This is a genomic window from Stenotrophomonas aracearum (assembly GCF_031834615.1).
Taxonomy (GTDB): Bacteria; Pseudomonadota; Gammaproteobacteria; order Xanthomonadales; family Xanthomonadaceae; genus Stenotrophomonas; species Stenotrophomonas aracearum.
Genome location: NZ_CP115543.1, coordinates 1,176,855 through 1,195,609, shown reverse-complemented (window position 1 = coordinate 1,195,609; position 18,755 = coordinate 1,176,855). Strand labels below are relative to the sequence as shown.

Below are 18,755 nucleotides of genomic sequence, written 5' to 3'. Positions count from 1 at the left end.
ACAGGCAGGGGGAGATCAATCAGAAGTCGGCACGCAGGCCCAGGCTGATGCGGCGGCCGGAGGCCTCGTACATGGTCGGGAACGACGGGTCCATGGTGTAGCCGCTGGTGATCTCGTTGGTGAGGTTGATGCCCTTCAGGCTGACCTTGATGTTGTCGGTGATCCGGTAGCCGATCGACACGTCCATCTGGCCATACGCATCGCGCCAGATCGGGTACATGTCATAGCCGATCGACTCCACGTACTCGTCCTTGTGGTTGTAGGACACGCGCGCGTCGAATCGGTCGTTCTCGTAGTAGGCAGTGAAGTTCCAGGTCTTCTCGGACAGGCCCGGCATCGGGGTGCGGATGCCCAGGTCGGACTCACCGGCCAGCGAGCTGTCCAGCATGGTGTAGTTGGCATTGATGCCGAAGCCTTCCAACACCGGGGTGAACATGCCCAGCGGCAGCTGCGCGACCAGCTCCACGCCGTCTACCTGGTACGAGCCCTTGGCGTTCACGGGCTGGTACACGTCGAAGTCGAAGATGCCGTTCAAGGTGCCGTTGGCGTTGTACACCGCTACGTCTTCGACCACGCCGGTGAGCGAGTTGATCACCACGCCATCGATGTTCTTGCGGAAGTACGACGCGGCGAACAGCGCACCGTTGTCCAGGTATTTCTCCAGGCCCACTTCCCACTGTTTGGCGTAAGTCGGCTTCAGCTCTGGATTGCCGTCGGTGAAGCGGTACGAGCCCCAGCTTGCGGTGCGCTTGTAGGCGATATCGGTCAGCGCCGGGCGCATCATCACTTTGGAGGCCGCCGCGCGCAGCAGCAGACCCTGCGACAGTTCCGCGGTCATGTTGAAACTGGGCAGCAGGTCGTCGTAGCTGCCGTCCTTGGAGACCGGGGTGTCGGTGTAGCCGGTACTGCCGTCCGGACGTTGGATCGGGTGGTAGCCGAACGAGTTGACCTTGGTGTCCACGTAACGCGCACCGGCGTTGATGGTCACCGGCACGTGGCCGATGTCGAACGCGAAGTCGGCCATGGCGTACAGGCTCATCACCTTCTCGTCGACCTGGTAGAACTGGCCGGCGTCGAACGGGGTATAGAAGCCGTCGTAGCGGAACGCACTGCGCGCGTACCCGTTGGAGATCTGCTGCCAGTCCAGGTCCTTGATGGTGTAGGCGCCGCCGGGAACGATGTCGCCGATCGACTGCAGCGGACTGTCTGCCATCGTGCGGGTATTGACCCACGCGCTGCTGCCCGCCAACGGGCCGGTGATCTTGAGCTCGCCATACTGGCGCTGCTTGGAGCGATCGGTGTAGCGCCCGCCGAACTTGATGTCGCGCAGTGCCGGCAGGAACGCCAGGTCGAGCATCCGGGTCACGTTGACCTGGGCGGCATACTTGTCGTCATCCACCTTCTCCAGGGTGGTTTCATAAGCCTCGAACAGGTACTTGTCCGACGCGTTGTACATGTCGAAGCCGCCCGGCGTGCTCGGAACGGTCTCGCCACTGCGCCCGGTCCAGCGGGTACGCGACGGCGCATAGGCGACGTGCTTGAGGTTGGAATAGTCCGAGGTCTTTTCTGCGCCCGAGTACCCGGCCATCGCGTCCACGTACCAGTCCTGGCCCTTCCAGTCCATGGCGACGCTGTACTGGCTGTAGTCGGTCTTGTTGATCCGCTCCTTGCTCAGCATCTCGTGCTGGGTGGCGGTGTAGGAGACATCGCGCAGGACCACCATGCCGTACTCGGACAGGGTGGTGGCGTCGTACTCGTGGATGGTGTCCAGGGTGCTGCGGCTGGAGGCGGAGTACGCCGCCGCGTCGTATTCGTCTTCAGTCGCGTCGTAGCCACCGAGCATCGCATCGAAGGTCAGGCTGAAGCTGCTGCTCGGCTTGTACTGCAGCGAGGCGGTGGCGCCCCACTTGTCCTGCTCGTTGAGGTACACGCGGTCGCCGACCTTGTCCTGGAACACCACCAGGTTGGTCTCGTCGGTATTGTTGCGGTTGACGATGTTGACCCCGGCGTCGCGCGCCAGCACGGCCTGGGCCTGGGTGCCGCGGGTGCCGGATGCGCTCAGGAAGCGCGACATTGGGCGAAAATTGATGCCCGAGGTGGAATCGGTGCGGTTGGTGCGCTTGGATTGCGAGTACGACACCAGGCCGCCCCAGTCGCCCCAGGTGTCGGCGGCCAGGAACGCGAAGCGCGGGTCCACCTTTTCGGAGATGCTGTTGTGCGCGGCTTCGGCCGACACCACCAGCTTGCGCTCGTTGTAGTCGAACGGGCGCGCGGTGCTGATCTTCACCGAACCGGCGATGCCACCTTCCTCGTCGGCAGCGGTCGGCGACTTCTGCACCGTGACCTGCTGGATGATCTCGGAGGCGAACATGTCGAACTCGACGTCGCGGCCACCGCTGCCCGACGCGGTCGCCAGGTCGTTGATCGAGACCATCGTGTACTCCGACGGCAGGCCGCGCACATTGACCTTGGTGCCCAGCCCCTTGCTGCGTTCGATGGTCACGCCGGGAACGCGCTGCAGCGCTTCGGCGAGGTTCTGCTCCGGAAAGTCGGCCACGTCGGTGGCGACGATCGAATCGGAAAAGCCGATGTTGGTGCGCTTCAGGTCAACCGCCTGCTCCAGGCTGCGGCTGTAGCTGCCGGTGACCTGGATGGTTTCCAGGTTCTGCGGATTGACGCCTTCGACAGTGGCGGCGGCCTGCAGCGGTGCGGCGTCGGTGCCTGCCACGGCCATCGGCGTGACCATGCCCGAGCTCGGCTCGGTACCGACCGCGTCCGACTCAATGGTCACGGTGGTTTCGTTGAGATAGCGGTAGCGCAGCCCGGTACCGGCGAGCAGGCGGCCCAGTGCCGCATCGGCGGACAGCCCGGCCGGCACCGCCGGCGTGCGCGGGTTGCCGGCAGTCTGCGTGTTGTAGACGAACTGCAGCCCGGTCTGGCGCGACAGCGCGTTGAGCGCCCGGTCCAGCGGCTGCGAGGCGATGGCCTCGGCGGAAACACGGGTGGGTTCGGCAGCAGCGGTGGTCGCGGTGGCCTGCAGGGCAAGGGCGATCGAAAGGAACAGAGTGCGGCGCATCGTGGGATCCAGTGAGGGAATGGCGGTGGCTTTCCCCAACTACGAGGCCGCAGTGCGCGGATCGGGCACCGTTATTTCGATGAATTTTTTTTGACAGCGTCGAAGCCAGGCGTGCGCATCCGCACATCGATGAGGCCGCCCTGCTGCGAGGTCTGCAATGCCGGTTGCTGGTCGAGGAAGGCGCGCAGCGAGCCAAGGTCGTCGGCGCGCAGGTTGCCGGTGATGCGCAGCATGCCGGCGTCGTCGCTGACCCGCAGGCGCTGCGTGTTGCGCCGGTTGAAGCGGTCGGCCACGTCGCGCAGTGGTTCGTCGCGGAACACCACGCGGCCCTGCCACCAGGCGGTCATGCTGGCCGCGTCTTCGTCGAGGATCTGCACGCGCTGGTCGCGGTAGTCGACCTGCGCAACCTTGCCTGCCCAGAGGTCGGCCAGCAGGCGGCCACGGCCACTGTCGCCGCGCACCTGCACCCGGCCTTCGCTGACCGCGATGCGGGCCTGCTCACGCTGCAGCGAGACGTCGAAGGTGGTGCCGATGTCAGTCACCTTCAGCCCGCCGGCATGCACCGCGAAGGGGCGTCGGCCCGGTGCAACCACGAAACTGGCCTGTCCGCGCTCCAGTTCCACCCGGCGCGCGAACAGGCTCATGCGCACTGACAGTTCACTGTCGGCATCGAGATGGACCAGGCTGTCGTCGCTCAGCCGGATCTGTTGCGGTTGACCGTGCGCGGCAACGTAATGGCTGGTGCGCGGCCAAGCCATCGGCGTGCCGATGCCGACCGCCATCACCAGCGCAGCGGCTGCGGCAAGGCCCGGCAAACGGCGCCTGCGACGCTGCGGCGGCGCGGTCGCAGTCGCGCCACGCACGGGCAGCTGCACCACGTTGTCGTCGGCGCTGCGCGGCACCGGCGTGGCCAGCAGGACGTCCAGGTCGTCGGGCATCGCGCGCAGCGCCTCGCCCAGCGCACCGGCGGTTTCGCTGATGGCCAGGTACTCGCGCAGATGCTCGGGCGAGACCAGCAGCCAGTCCAGGAAGGCGCGCTGCTGCGCAGGCGACACGTCGCCCTGTCGTTGCAGCGCGTGCCAGTGCGCGGCGGCCTGGGTCAGCGCGGCGGGGTGCAGCGTGGGCCTGCTCATCGCAGTGCCTCCTCATCGCCCATCGCGCGTCGGCACACCGACAACCCGCGCACCACGTGCTTTTTCACCATGTGCGGGGAGACGCCCATGCGCTCGGCGATCTGCTTGTAGCTCAGCCCGTCGCGGTACTGCATCACCAGCACCGCGCGGGTGTGTTCGGGCAGCGTTCCCAGCAGTGCCTGCAGGCGCTGGCGGCGCTGTTCGCGTTCGGCGGCGTCTTCCACGCATTCCCCGCTGGCCAGGCCCTGGCCCAGCTGTTCGATGTCCTCGATCGGCAACGTGGCCCAGCGCCTGCGGCTGGCCTGCTCACGCGCCAGGTTCAGCGCGACGGTGAACAGGTACGCCTCGGGGTTGGCGATCGACTCGCCAGGCCCCGCATGCGCACGCAGCAGACGCAGATACGTCTCCTGCACCAGGTCTTCGGCGTCCTGTCGCGCCCCCCGGCGCACGAAGAAGCCCCGAAGCACCGGCGCATGTTGCTCGAACATCCGCGCCAGCCGCCCTCTTGCCTGCTCGGCCACTGTGCCGCCCCACCCCTGAAGTGCGGCGCAAGGTAAGCGCTGCGTGTTACGGGGTGGTGACGGTTGGGCGCAGGGTGAACACGGTGATTTCCGACGGAACGCCGATACGGGCGGCGAACCCTGGCCACAACCCGGCGCCGTTGCTGACGTACAAAGTCATCCCGTTCACTTCATAACGGCCCGAGACGTAGCCGCCGTTGGCGCGCTTCACCAGCTGGTCCATGCCCACGATGTGCCCGCCGTGGGTATGCCCGGACAGCTGCAGCTTCACGCCCTGTGCGGCGTTGGGAGCGGCCTGGTTCGGTCGATGATCCAGCAGGATCACCGGATCCTTGGGATCCGCCCCGGCCAGCGCGGCCTTCAGGTCCGGCATAGGCAGGCCATAGCGCGCGGCCACCGGGTCGGTGACACCGGCGATGGTGAGCGAGCTGCCGTTGCGGGTGACCCGGGTATGGCTGTTTTCCAGCACCTGCATGCCGAGACCGCGGAAGGCCTGCATCCACTGCGCATACTGGCCGTAGTACTCATGGTTGCCGGTGATGGCGATCACGCCGTCAGGTGCCTGCAGCTGGCCCAGCGAGCGCACGTCGTTGGAGCGCGCACGCACGCTGCCGTCGACCAGGTCGCCGGTGATCACCACCAGGTCCGGTATCTGCGCGTTGCTTTCGGCCACCACCTGGGTGACCCAGTCGCCGGTGAGCAGGCGGCTGGCGTGGATGTCGGTGAGCTGCAGTACCCGGTAGCCGTCAAAGGCGGCAGGCAACCCGGCGATGGCGACGTCGACCTGCCGCACCTTGGGTACGGCCATGCCCTGCTGCACGCCGTAGATGCCCAGCGCCAGGGCGAGCACACCGGCGGCTGGACGGAGCCAGCTGCGACGCAATGCGTCGGCGATGCGCGGCTGGCCCAGCAGGCGCGAAAGCAGGAGCAGCGCGTCCAGTACCAGCAGGAAGACCGCCACCAGCAGCAGTGCGGTGAATCCACTGGCCAGCACCGCAATGGCAGCCTTGGGAATTTCAGGGGACGCCATGGTGCCGGCAAACCGCGCCACGATCCGATGGTGCAGCGCCAAGGCCAGCACCAGCAGGCCCAATGGCCCCCGCAGCGAGACCGGCACCCGCAGCGGCCAGATCAGCCGCCACACCACGTACAACGCAAGCACCACTCCAACAACACTCAGCACAGGCAGTTCCATCTTCAATGGGGGATGCACGGACGCGCGGGGCGATCGTGCAGCGCACCATCTTTGCCGAAGTTGGTTGCGTCTGCCACCGCAGGCGCGTGGAAAGGTGGGTTCCGGCAGCGGCCTACATGCGCTCGCCGGGAAGCCGGCTGGCCTGCTTCACCCAGCGGGTGAACTGAGCCGTGTCCAGCGGGATGTCCTCGAACACGTGCAGGTAGCGGGTGTCCTGGCTCTTGGAGGATTCCGGCGGCATCGGGTCGAGCGACGCGCCCCGGAAGAACGCGACTTTGATGTAGCGCGCGTAGCAGTGCATGCTCAGGAACCAGCCCTCCTTGCCTTCGACCGCGTACAGCGGCGAGTTCCATTTCACTGCCTTGCGGACCTTTGGAATGGCCGCCACGACCAGGGCGTCGAGTTGCCGTGCCGCTTGCTGCTTCCAGCCGGGTACTGCGGCGATCCACGCCTGCACGGGGGCGTCGCCCTCGCCTTTGGGAATCTGGGGGTTCCCGCCGGCGAGCAGGCGCGGGGCTGCATGGGTGCTGGAGGTGGCCATGGGTTTCCCTCGGCCGGGCAGAGCCCGGCGCTACCCCGCCTATAGTGCCTGAACGAACGCCGTTGTCAGCGGGGAGGCGGGGTTGATTTGGACTGCGGAGGCGCCTATAAATGAGCGACCACTCAACTAAATGTTTCCATGGCCCGCCCGCTCAGCGACGCAAAACGTACCGCCATCCTTGATGCCGCCGCCCGACTGGTGGCGGCGCAGGGCGTGGGTGCGTCGACCGCGCAGATCGCAAAGGCGGCCAAGGTGGCCGAAGGCACGGTGTTCACGTACTTCGAGACCAAGGACGTGCTGCTCAACGCGCTGTTCGTGCGGCTTGAAGAGCGCCTGGCGCTGGCTGTGGGCGGCAGCTTCCCGGCCGACGCCGAGGTCCGCGGGCAGCTGCTGCATGTGTGGAAGGCGTTGCTGGTCTGGGGCGCGGCGCATCCGGTGGACCGCATGGCGCTGCGCCAGCTCAAGGTGTCCGAGCGGATCACCGACTGCACCCGCACCCATTGCGCCGGCCTGTTCGGCACCACCCTGCAGACCCTGGAAGCGAGCCTGGCCCGGTACGTGGATCCGGAGCGGCTGTCGTTCTATCTGGGTCGGGTGCTGATCACCCTGCTGGAAACCACGCTGGAAGCCATGGCGGCGCAGCCGGAACAGCGCGAGGTCCTCCAGCAGGCGGGATTCGACCTGTTCTGGAAGGGCATCCAGCGATGATTTTTTTGCGTTTTTTAAGTGAGTGCTTACGCACTCACCTACCTCACCAGCCTCTGGAGACGCATGCGCATTCTGTCCTTTCTCGCTGTCGCCTTCGCCCTTGCCGTTCTGATCGGGATGACCCTTAAAGTGCCTATCGCCTCCTATGAAACGTCGCCGCAGCGTGCGGACGACCAGTTCACCAACGTCGTGGCCAAGCCCAAGGAATCTTTGGGCGCCACGATCAAGCTGTTCTGGGAGTTCTTCTTCAACCGCCCGACCGGCACCGTGCCGGATGTCGCCACGCCGGTGCATGCGCTGACCGCGCAGGCGCTGGCCGAAGCCCCGGATCGCAGCGTGTACCGGCTGGGCCACTCGACCCTGCTGATCAAGCTGCGTGGCGGCTGGTGGCTCACTGACCCGGTGTTCTCAGAGCGCGCCTCGCCGTTCCAGTGGATCGGGCCGAAGCGCTTCCACGCCCCGCCGATCGCGCTGGAAGACCTGCCGCCGATCCGCGGCGTGCTGCTCTCGCACGACCACTACGACCACCTGGACCGCGCGACGGTGAAGTTCCTGGCCAGCCGCGTGGGCGTGTTCCTCACCCCGCTGGGCGTGGGGGACCGCCTGGTCGATTGGGGCGTGCCGCGCGACAAGGTGCGCCAGTTCGACTGGTGGCAGGAAACCGAGGTGGACGGCGTGCGATTCGCACTCACCCCCACCCAGCATTTCTCCGGCCGCGGACTGCGCGACAGCAACAAGACGCTGTGGGGCTCGTGGGTCATCATCGACAACGACCTGCGCGTGTTCTTCAGCGGCGACTCCGGCTACTTCGACGGCTTCAGGAAGATCGGTGAGCGCTACGGGCCGTTCGACGTGGCGTTCGTGGAAACCGGCGCCTACGACGCCAAGTGGCCCTACGTGCACATGCAGCCCGAGCAGACCGTGCAGGCCCACCAGGACCTGCGCGGCAAGTGGCTGGTGCCGATCCACAACGGTACCTTCGACCTGGCCATGCACCGCTGGGAAGAGCCCTTCGAGCGGGTCAGTGCACTGGCGGCGCAACGCGGCATCGCCCTGTCCACCCCGGAGATGGGCGAGCGCCTGGACCTGTCGGCGCCCCATGCGGGCAGGCCGTGGTGGCGGACGATGAAGGCCGAGGCGGAGGCACGCCGGAACACATCCGTGGCCAGCGCGCAGTAACGGGTCGGGCAGGAGCAGGTCTGGGCCGCACGGTATCATCGTGACCCAGACCGCCCCGCTGCCCGAAGGATCCACCGCGTGCCGACGTTTCCCCGCCTGACCTGCCTGGTGCTGATGACCGCGCTTTCCGCTGCCGCCGGGGCCGCCGAGCCCTCGCCCGTTGCCGACCCTCGCGCCAAGGCCATCGCCGACGCCAACGAGATGGCGCAGGCCCTGCTGGAAGTACAGAAGTACCCGGCCGAGCTGGACTGCACCAAGGCGGTGGAGAATGCGCGCTACGGGGTGGAGACAATGCTCGAAGTCGGCGCAAAGAACGTCGCGGGCGGCTATATGCCGGCCGAACAGTTCAACAAGGCGGCCGCACCGCTGCGCGCCTTGCTGCCGCAGCTGACCCAGGCCGACTGCAGCGCGGCCGAGGGCAACAAGCGCGCCTTCTATCAGTGCATGTCCAGCGACTACAACCACGTGCTGGCCTGTGGCAAGGCGCATCCGTACTGAGCATGCTGCTGTGACCTCGCCCGCCTATGCCCTGCCGCTGACTGAAACGGACCTGGGCGCATTCCTGGAGTCTGGCGCCGTTCCTACAACGGCATTGGAACGCGCCGGGCTGTTCGCCGCTGCGCTGTGCCAGCAGCGCCCACACCATCCCGCCGCCCTGACCCGGCTGCTCGATGACGCGTGCGCGCTGTTCGTGGCCCAGCCGGACGCAGCTGTCGGTCAGTTCCAGGCGCTGCGCAGTGCGTTGCCTCCCACTGCAGACGACTGGCTGCACGGTCTAGCCGCGCAGGGCGTGGTGCTGGGCCCGGACGCAGTGGTGGCGCGCTACGCGCAGGCCTCGCCCGACGCCTATCCGGTGGATGCATTCCAGGCCGACAGCCAGGTCACCTTGGAGCCGCACACACTGCGCTTTGCCACCGAGGCTGCGTATGCCGAAGAAGGCCACGTGGCCGACGACAGCCAGCGCGCACCCGCGTTCGTGGAGCGGACGCATTCCTATACCCAGGAACAGGCGCGTGCGCTGCGCGCAATCATCGCCAACGATCACGAGCACATCGACCTGGACGCCTACGCCGGCGCCGGCAAGACCCACCTGATCCTGCAGCTGCTGGACAGCGGCGCGCGTCGCTACACCTACATCGCCCCGCGTGCCGGCCAGGTGCAGGCGTTCCGGCAACGGCTCAGCGCGGCGCTGCCGGTGCAGGTGGTTTCGCAGATCGCATTCGCCAACCACGTCGCCGGTGACGCGTTCCGCCGCGGCCTGCTACGTACCGCCTGGCGACCCGTGTTCCAGATCAGCAAGCACGCGCTGCGCGACATCGCCGCACGGATCGAGCTGCAATCCATCGGCTCTTTCGCGCCCGCCAGCGTGCTGCGCATCGCGCTGGAAGGCATTGCCACCTGGTGCCGTTCGACGACCCTGCAGCTTGCGCCGCGGCACTTCGCGCGCGCGGTGCCGTGGACCGTGATCGACAGCGCTGCGTTGATGGCAGCAGCGGAGCACGTCTGGCGAAGCATGTTCGACCCGCAGCTGCAGCGCCATGCGCTGCTCAGCGTCAACGTCGACCACATCGGCAAGTGGCTGGCGTTGCACCAGGTCAGCGTGCCGGCCACCTGGGGCACCCTGCTGATCGACGAAGGCCACGATCTGAGTCCGGCGTGGAAAGCCCTGCTTTCCAGCTACGAAGGCGCGGTGATCAGCCTGGGCGATCCCAACCAGCGCCTGGTCGGTCACGCCCCGCGCTTCGCCACCGGCATGACGCTGGAGATCGACCAGTCGGTCCGCCAGGGGCGCCTGGTGGAGCAGCTCGTCAACGAAACGCTGGCGCTGGATCCCGGAAACCGCTACGAAGCGCCGTTCGTCGGCTCGGCGGACCAGCCGACGCTGTCCAGCACCTACACCGCGTGGAGCGACGTACCGGTCTCGGGCGCACGCATTTACGGCAGCCCATGGCGGCTGTTGGAAGAGGCGCAGCGACTGGCCGCAGCAGGCGCCGCCTTCTCCATCCATCCCGATTCGCTGGCCACGCTTGGCCGCGAGGTCACCCGGGGCGCGGAAGCCTATCGCGAGCTTACCGCGCACGGTGGCAGCAGCCAGCGCTGGGAAGACCTGTTGGCCGAGTGCGAGGAACAGGACCTGGCGCAGATCCCGCGTATGTTCATGCGCGGCTACAACCGCGAACGATTCGTGGAGCTTATGGAGCGCCTGCTGCCCTTCCACGACGCAGCGTTGCAGCTGATGCTGGTGGAGCACGCCAAGAATGCCGAATTTGCCAACGTGGCGATGTCGCGCTGCTGCTTCCGCACGGGATTCACCCGCCAGTACCCCCACAATCCGGTGCGCGCGGCGTACACCGCAATGACCCGAGGTACCCGCCAGTTGTGGCTGCCGGGCGATGCGCTGGAAGAGCTGCAGCTCAGTATGCAGCGCTATCAGGAGCGCCGCACCGAACAGCGCCGCAGCAAGGCGGCGCCGCCGGGTCGACCGTACAGGGGCGGCTGAGCCGCCCCTGCGGCTCAGTCCTTCGACGACATCGCGCTCATCTTGGCCAGCGCGTCATCGATGGTGAAGCTCCCGGGCTCCTGCACGCGCGGGTACTCGACCAGGGTCTTGGCGAACTGGTCGGCTATGCCGAAGGCCGCGAATAGCAGGTAGTCGTGGTACAGGAACCACTCGTAATAGCTGTTGGAGGTGATGTCGGCGTACTCGTAAGGGTCGGTGCGCAGGTTGAACAACTTGGGCAATCGCAGCGTGGTGAACGGCTCGGCCCAGATCTGCATCGTGCCCCGGCACCGCTGTTCCATGAACACGACCTTCCAGTTGTCATAGCGCATCGCCAGTACGTCGCCGTCGTCGCTGAAGTACATGAACAGCTTGCGCGGGCTTTCCTTCTCCTTGCCGGTCAGATATCCCAGCAGGCTGGTCCCGTCGATGTGGTTGCGGAAGGTCTTGCCGTTGGCGGTATAGCCGGTCTTCAGTTCCTCCACCACCTGCGGCGCACCGGCCATTTCCAGGAACGTGGGCAGCCAATCGTGGTGCTGCACGATGCCGTTGGCGATGGACCCGGGCGCGATGTTCCCCGGCCAGCGCGCCAGCAGCGGAATGCGGAACGCGCCTTCCCAGTTGGTGTCCTTTTCGCTGCGGAACGGCGTGGTGCCGGCGTCCGGCCAGGAGTTGCGATGCGGGCCGTTGTCGGTGGAGTACAGCACCAGGGTGTCTTCGGCGATGCCCAGTTCGTCCAGCAGGTCCAGCATCTGACCCACGTTGCGGTCGTGGTCGATCATGGTGTCGTGGTACGGCGACTGCCAGCGTCCGGCCTGGCCGAGGCTGGATTTCTTGGTGTGGGTGAACATGTGCATGTGGGTGGTGTTCAACCAGACGAAGAACGGCTGGTCGTCCTCATGCTGGCGCCGGATGAACTTCTGCGCCGCCGCCACGAACTCGTCGTCGCAGGTCTCCATGCGCTTTTTGGTCAGCGGCCCGGTGTCCTTGATCTTCTGCTTGCCTACCTTGCCCCAGCGCGGCTGGTCGGTCGGGTCGTCCTTGTCCTGCGCCCAGCAGTGCAGCACGCCACGCGGACCGTTCTGCTTGCGGAAGTTGGGGAAGTCCTGCTCCGGGAAGTAGTCGTACATTTCCGGCTCTTCCTCGGCATTGAGGTGATACAGGTTGCCGAAGAATTCATCGAAGCCGTGCACCGTGGGCAGGTACTTGTTCAGGTCGCCCAGGTGGTTCTTGCCGAACTGGCCGGTGGCATAGCCCTGCTCCTTGAGCAGCTCGGCGATGGTCACGCTTTCGGGCTGCAGGCCCTCCTTGCCGCCGGGGCGGCCCACCTTGGACAACCCGGTGCGGTACACGCTCTGGCCGGTGATGAAGGACGAGCGCCCTGCGGTGCAGGACTGCTCGCCGTAGGAATCGGTGAACATCATGCCTTCGCGCGCGAGACGGTCGATGTTCGGGGTCTGGTAGCCCATCAATCCATGGCTGTAACAGCTCAGGTTGCTGATGCCGATGTCATCGCCCCAGATCACCAGGATGTTGGGGCGCTTGCCGGGCTTTCCTGGCTTGGCGCCGCCGGAAGTGGGCCCCTTCTTCGCGGCAGGCGACGCCTTGGGCGCCGCCTTCTTTGCACGTGCTGTTGCCATGGAACTGCTCCTTGCGGATCGACCCTGACAGCATCGCCCGGCAGCACCACCGGGCCAATGCTGACTTCTACGCAGAGCGCGCCAGTATTTCTACTGTCAGAAGCTGTACGTCAGGCGCGCCAGCCCGGTGTTGGCATCGAAGCCCTGGCCCACTTCCTTCACGTACTGCAGCGACAGGTTGAGGTGGTTGGAGCCATACAGATCGGCACCTACCGCGAAGCGACCGATCGTGCCCGGCCCCGCCGTGGTGACATCGAAAGACTGACTCTGCGGCTGGTCGGCGAAGCGCGCAGTGGTGGTCCAGTCGCGGTTGTTGCTGAACTCGGCCGCAGCGCTGGCGAACGGGCGCAGCGTCATGCCGTTGTTGAAGTGCACGCTGTTGCCGAGCTCGACACCCACCACCCCGATCAGCGCGGTTTCTGCATTGCCCTCCACGGCCAGGCGGAACGGCGAATTGCCGTCTTCGGTGAATGCCTTGTTGTCCACGCGGATGGCATGGCCTTCCACGAACGGGCGCATGAAGCCCTCATGGCCTACCGGCACGCTGTACGCCGCACGCAGGTGCGCACCGGCCTGCCACTGCTTCGGACTGGCGTTGGCTTCATCATCGAAACCGGCCACCGACACGTCGCGGGTGGAGCGGTATTTGCCCGATGCCGCGTCCAGCCCGCCGGACAGTTCCATCCTGCCCGCGTCGTACAGCAGCCCCACCCCGCCCAGCACCGCGTCGCCATTCACCCGTGCGCTGCCGTCGGCGTCGCGCAGGCGGCTGTTCTCATAGGCCAGCGAACCGGTCAGGGCCAGGTCGGGCGACAGCTGCAGCTGGCCGCCGGCCTGGAACGCCGATGCGTCGACCTTGTAGCCCAGCGCGTCGTTGGTTTCCTTCTGCTCCGCGCCATTGGCGATCACCCGGCCCCAGCCGCAGCTGTCGGTGCTCTTGCTGGCCACCGGCGCGCTGGAGCAGCCGCCATACAGGTTCACGGCGAAGTCGCGGCTGCTGCTGACCCGATACGCGCCGAAGGCACCCAGTGCCTTGCCCGACATCGCCGCCAGGCTGCGCTCGTATTCGACGCCGTCGGCCACGCTGCTCAACCGGGTGAAGCCGGTATCCATCGCCGCGCCGCTGTCGAAGATCGACTGCAGGTTGTTGCCGACCGCGCGCTTGTTGGCGCCCATGCCCGCCGCCTGGGCACTGAACAGCGCGCTCGGGGTGACCCGCAGGTTCTGTCCGTCGGTGTCGAAGCGGTAGTCGAACAGGTGGTCGTTGCGCACCGCCGCCAGGGTTGGATCCAGCTGCAGGGTGCCGGTGGCGCTGGCCAGCGTCACCGTGTTCCGGCGCATCAGCGTGGGGCGTACCTCGACCGTACCGGCAATGGTCGCGTCGCCGTCCACGGTCAACGGCGTGGCGGCCTTGCCGGAGAAGTCCGCGGCCACGACGATGCGACCGCCGGCGTTGTTGAGCAGGTTGCCCTGCACTGCCAGCGGCGTGGCGCGGATGTCCATCACGCCGTTGTTGGTCACCCCGCACTTGCCTACGGTGACGCTGTCGCCGGCGTTGAAGGTGCCGTTGTTGGTGAAGCAGCCGGTGCCGCCGCCATTGGTGAGCAGCACGTCGCCGCCCATGGTGCCGTTGTTGATCACCTGGGTATCGCCGGCGGTGCTGTACACCGCCACCGCGTTGGTCTGCGAACCGTAGGTGTACAGCGTGCCGTTGTTGGTGACCGTGTTGACCACCGGCGTGCCGTTGCTTCCGTTCTTGCCGGTACCGCCATGGTCGATGTAGACGCCGGCTGAGCCGCCATTGGGCGAGGTGGCCACCGATTGCTGGCCGGCAGTGACCTTGCCGGTGGAGGCGATGGTAATGCTGATCGGCGCGTTGGAGGCACTGTCGCCCATGCTCTGCGCGACGATGCCGGCCGAGCCCGAACCAGTGGCCGATACCGTGCCATTGATCGTGGCAGTGATTGCCGCGCCGGTGCCGGTACCGCCGGCGCTGCCCATGTAGATCGCGTTGTCGGTGATGACGCGGCCACCGCCGCCGCCCAGCGACTGCAGCAGCATCGCCGGAGCATTGTTGCCGGTGGTGCTGATCGACGCGCCGGCGTCCACGGTGGCATTGATCACGCCGCCGTTGCCCGAGGCATTGCGACTCCCACTGAAGTACTGCGGTGCAGCCGCCAGGTTGGTCTGCCCGGCAATCCCACCGGCCAGGCCGCCGCCCCCGCCGATCGACTGTGCCAGCACGCCCACCGCGTTGGCGCCGGCGGTGCTGATCGCATCGCCCACCGTTACCGACAGGCCGCTGTTGCCGGCGGTCGGGCTGTTCACGCCGTCATTGTTGACGCTACCGGTGGTCTTGCCGGAGCCGAAGAAGTCGGCCACCGTGCTGCCGCTGACCGTGCCACCCAGCTGCAGGCCACCGCCACCGCTGATCGACTGGGCCAGGATGCCGTGGCTGTTGTCGCCCTTGGTGGTGATCGAGCCGCCCGTTGCAGTGGTGACATTGACCAGGCCGCTGCCGCCGGAGGCTTCACCGCCGCTGCCGCCGAACTTGAACATGACGTCGTAGTCGCCCCCCTTCACGCTGGCGCTGCCGCCGGCGCCTTCCAGGTCGCTGGCCAGGGTCTTGGCGATACCGCCACCGCCGGTGATGGACTGCGCGATGATGCCGCTGGAATCGTGCGCCGCCGTGGAGATCGCGCCGCTGCTGGTCACCTTGGCCTGCCCGGAGTCGTAGCTGGCGCCGCCATTGCCGCCGACCGACAGCGAGATCGACTTGAACGCGCCATCGTTGGCGTCGTCGTCCCCGGAGTTCTTGCTGCTGGCCTTCACCGAGGACGCCGACACGCCGCCGACGCCACCGCCGCCGGCAATCGATTCGGCCACGATGCCTGCCGCGAGCGCGCCCTTGGTGTAGATCGCGCCGGTGTTGTTGACGATCACCTGGCCACCGTAGCCACCTCCGCCACCCGAGCCACCCACGGACAGGTTGCCGCTGTAGTCGTTGGTCGAGGCGGTGCTGGCCGCGCCGCCCTTGCCGCCACCGCCGCCGACGGCCTGCGCCAGGATCGCGTCGGCGTGGTTGCCCAGCGTGGCGATCCCGCCGTCGTTGGTCACCGTGACCAGGCCCGCCGTACCGCCACTGCCGCCGGAGGCGCCCAGCGCGACCGAGAGCTGGATGCTGGTGGACTCGTTGTCATCGTCGGTCTCGCCTTTCGACTCGGCGGCGTCGTTGAGGTCGTCGTCCAGGTCGCCGTCACTTACGGCTGCCAACCGCGAACGCGCCGCCACCTGCGAAGCGCTGTCGGCCAGCAGGCTGTTGGTAAAGGTGACTGCGTTGTTGAGGCCCAGATAGTCATTGAGCGCCGCCGTGCCGTTGGCATCGTAGGCGGCGGTGAGCGTGCTGGTCGCGGTGCCCGCGTTGCTGCCCTTGTTGCCACCGGCGCCGTCGGACTTGCTGCTGGCGATGTTGGAGCCGGCCTTGCCGCCGACGCCACCACCGCCGCCGATCGACTGCGCCACGATGCCGTTGGCGTCTGCACCGAAGGTCACCACCGTGGACGTTGCGTCGTTGTGCACCGACACGCCGTCGATCTCATTGCCGTTGCCATCGGTGTGGTACGTGTTGCCGCCCTTGCCGCCGTTTGCGCCCATGGTCACGGTGGCCACGTACTCGCCCTTGGCCGATCCGGCAGCACCGCCGCCTGCGCCTCCGCCACCGCCGATCGACTGCGCGCCAATGCCGAACGCACCGTCGCCCAGCGTGATGATGGAGCCGTTGATGTTGTTGGCGGTGGCCGCATAACCATCGCCCCCGGCGCCACCGGTACCTCCCATGGTCAGCGTGGTGGATATCTTGGTTTCACCGCCGGTCGCCGAGGCCTGGCCATCGCCCGTGCCACCAGCACCACCACCACCGCCGACCGACTGCACCAGCAGGCCTGCTGCCGATTCCCCGGTGGTCAGCACCAGGCCGCTGTTGGTCCCCGTCACCGCGCCGCCGTCACCGGCGGTGCCGCCCTTGCCGCCCAGCGCCATCGAAGCACTGATGTCGAACTCGCCACCGGTGGCGGTCGAGGCCGACGACGAGTCGCCACCGGCACCGCCGCCGCCGCCGATCGACTGCGCGAGCATGCCGACCGCGCCCTGGCCACCGGTGGTGACCAGGCCGGTGTTGGTGGCGGTGAGCAGGCCGCCACTGCCGGCCTGGCCACCGGAACCGCCGAGCGAGGCGCTCAGCGAAATGCTCACGTCTTCGGCGGCGTAGACCTTCGACTTGGCGGTGGACGCACCGCCTGCACCGCCGCCACCGCCGATGGACTGCGCCAGGATGCCGTAGCTGTCCGAACCGTCGGTGCCGATGCGCCCGTCGTTCTGGGCCAGGGTGCCGGTGCAGCCGCTGCCGCAGGCATCGCCACCGGCGCCACCGCTGCCGCCGACCGCCATCGAGGCACCGAAACCGGCGGACGTGGACTTGCTGTAGGCCGAACCGCCCTGGCCGCCACCGCCACCAATCGACTGCGACAGCAGCCCGGGCGCGTGCACGCCGTTGGTCAGCACGGTGCTGCCGGCCTGGCTGGTCAGCGACGCACTGTAGCCGTCGCCACCGCCACCGGCCGAACCGCCGATCACGTACTGCAGGCCGACACTGTCGCCGCTGGCGTCGCCGCCCTTGCCGCCACCGCCGCCGATGGACTGCACCGCCAGGCCGTCCGAACCGAACCCGAAGGTTTCCACGTTCGACTGCAGCGCAACGGTGGCGCTGTTGCCGTTCACGCCGTTTGCGCCTTCGCCACCCACTGCGAAAATTCCTTTGGAAACGCCACCGGAGCCACCGCCGCCGCCGATCGACTGCGCCAGCACGCCCGGTGACCCTTCAAAGTCGGTCGGGTCGACATACGAGCCGGTGCGTGCCAGCAGGCCGCTGCCGGTCACCGACACCGTGCCTGCGGTACCGCCATCGGAACCGGAACCGCCGTTGGGCCCGATCACGAACTGCGAGGGCGTACCGCCGTCGCCGCCATTGCCGCCCAGCGACTGCACCAGCACCGCAGGCGCGTAGGTGCCGTTGGCGGCGATGGCACCGCCACTGCCGGCGCTGCCATCGATGACCAGGCTGGCATTGCCGCCATTGCCGCCAGCGCCCGCGTTGCCACCGGAGCCGCCGGAGCTGTTGCCCTGGCCGCCGGCGCCGCCCTGCGACAGCACATGCAACGCCGCGTCGTTGTCGCCGGTTTCCACCATGATCACGTTCGACGCCACGGTGACGCCAACGTTGCCGCCGTTGCCGGCCAAGCCGCCATCGCCGCCCTGCGAACCGTCCACATCCTCGGCGGAGCCGCCGTTGCCGCCGTTGCCACCCACGCTCTGGACCATCACGCCGGCAGTGCCCACGAAGCCGTTGTTGGCGTTGTTGCTGGTGTTGGTGAAGCTGGCGGTGACCGTGCCACCGTTGCCACCAATGCCGTCAGTCGCGTCGGCGCCCTGGGAATTCAGCCCGGTGCCGTAATCCCGGCCACGGCCGCCTGCGCCGCCCTGGCTCGACACCAGCACGCTGCGGAAGTTCGAATGCGTGTAGCCATCGAGCGTCGCGTTGATGCTGCCGCCCACGCCGCCCACGCCGGAGGTGCCGTCTTCACCGCTCATGTTGCCTTTGCCGGCCGCGCCGCCTTCGCCACCCAGCGAGATCAGGGTGATGCCGCTGATGCCGTTGACCGTGTCCTGCGACAGCGAGGTGACCTGCGGCCCCACCGAGACGGTCAGCGCGCCACCGCTGTTGCCCAGGCCGCCGTTGCCGCCGACCTTGTCGAACCCGCCTGCCGTGGCATCCGAGCCCTGCGCACCGGCGCCACCGATGCTCACCGAATTGATCGGCGAAGAGGCGAGCAGCAACTGGTTCTTGCTGTTGTAGGCGGAGTAGTCGTACAGCGTGGGGTTCAATCCCACCACCAGGTTGATGTCCGCTGCCGGGCCACCGGGTCCGCCGGTGTAACCGTTCTTGTCGTCGAAGATCGGGTCCGAGCCGGAACTTCCCGCCGGCGAGCCTGCGCTGCCATTGGAGTTGAGATAGCACGAGATGTGGCCGTTGACGCTGTACAGCTGGCAGCCGTCGGCCAGTGCGACGCCGGGGGCGGCAAAGGTCGCCAGGCCGGTAGCGGCAAGCGCATTCATCAAGGCCAGTGACAGCGCGCGGCGGTTGGGGCGGGCAATGCGATACGAATTCATGACAAGGCTCCAGGAGGGTGAGCAGAGCCTAGGCAGT

At 67.3% G+C, this 18,755-nt stretch carries 11 protein-coding genes; 4 read left to right on the top strand and 7 right to left on the bottom strand.

What is annotated here, in order from left to right:
* Positions 1–19: 19 nt before the first annotated feature.
* The 5 genes from PDM28_RS05600 to PDM28_RS05580 form a co-directional block, all read right to left on the bottom strand.
* Positions 20–3,076, bottom strand: a complete 3,057-nt coding sequence (locus tag PDM28_RS05600) for a TonB-dependent receptor (RefSeq protein ID WP_311184103.1) — start codon at positions 3,074–3,076, stop codon at positions 20–22.
* A 71-nt stretch (positions 3,077–3,147) separates the two neighbouring features.
* A complete protein-coding gene (locus PDM28_RS05595; RefSeq protein ID WP_311184102.1) occupies positions 3,148–4,209 on the bottom strand; it encodes a FecR family protein in 1,062 nt (353 codons plus the stop codon).
* The gene (locus PDM28_RS05590) at positions 4,206–4,697 is read right to left on the bottom strand and encodes an RNA polymerase sigma factor (protein ID WP_070206809.1); all 492 of its coding nucleotides are present in this window, start codon (positions 4,695–4,697) and stop codon (positions 4,206–4,208) included. The genes PDM28_RS05595 and PDM28_RS05590 overlap by 4 nt, the downstream gene beginning before the upstream one ends.
* Before the next feature lie 79 nt (positions 4,698–4,776).
* Complete coding sequence (locus PDM28_RS05585) at positions 4,777–5,925, bottom strand: metallophosphoesterase (RefSeq protein ID WP_311184101.1); 1,149 nt, start codon at positions 5,923–5,925, stop codon at positions 4,777–4,779.
* A 112-nt stretch (positions 5,926–6,037) separates the two neighbouring features.
* Positions 6,038–6,466 carry a DUF1801 domain-containing protein gene (locus PDM28_RS05580; protein ID WP_311184100.1) on the bottom strand — a complete coding sequence of 143 codons (429 nt, stop codon included), beginning with the start codon at positions 6,464–6,466 and terminating at the stop codon, positions 6,038–6,040.
* A gap of 138 nt (positions 6,467–6,604) precedes the next feature.
* Here PDM28_RS05580 and PDM28_RS05575 point away from each other — a divergent pair, with 138 nt between their 5' ends.
* From PDM28_RS05575 to PDM28_RS05560, 4 genes are all read left to right on the top strand, one after another.
* Positions 6,605–7,174 carry a TetR/AcrR family transcriptional regulator gene (locus tag PDM28_RS05575; RefSeq protein WP_311184099.1) on the top strand — a complete coding sequence of 190 codons (570 nt, stop codon included), beginning with the start codon at positions 6,605–6,607 and terminating at the stop codon, positions 7,172–7,174.
* 63 nt (positions 7,175–7,237) lie between these two features.
* Entirely contained in the window at positions 7,238–8,353 is a 1,116-nt protein-coding gene (locus PDM28_RS05570; RefSeq protein WP_425507635.1) for an MBL fold metallo-hydrolase, read from the top strand.
* A gap of 78 nt (positions 8,354–8,431) precedes the next feature.
* Positions 8,432–8,851 (top strand): hypothetical protein, encoded by a 420-nt coding sequence (locus PDM28_RS05565; protein WP_311184098.1) that lies wholly within the window; start codon positions 8,432–8,434, stop codon positions 8,849–8,851.
* Positions 8,852–8,861: 10 nt separating this feature from the next.
* The gene (locus PDM28_RS05560) at positions 8,862–10,853 is read left to right on the top strand and encodes a hypothetical protein (RefSeq protein WP_311184097.1); all 1,992 of its coding nucleotides are present in this window, start codon (positions 8,862–8,864) and stop codon (positions 10,851–10,853) included.
* Positions 10,854–10,867: 14 nt separating this feature from the next.
* Here the strand turns inward: PDM28_RS05560 and PDM28_RS05555 are convergent, their stop codons facing one another.
* The gene (locus PDM28_RS05555) at positions 10,868–12,493 is read right to left on the bottom strand and encodes an arylsulfatase (protein ID WP_311184096.1); all 1,626 of its coding nucleotides are present in this window, start codon (positions 12,491–12,493) and stop codon (positions 10,868–10,870) included.
* Positions 12,494–12,589: 96 nt separating this feature from the next.
* On the bottom strand, positions 12,590–18,718 hold the full coding sequence (locus PDM28_RS05550) for a hypothetical protein (RefSeq protein ID WP_311184095.1): 6,129 nt from the start codon (positions 18,716–18,718) through the stop codon (positions 12,590–12,592).
* Positions 18,719–18,755 lie beyond the last annotated feature (37 nt).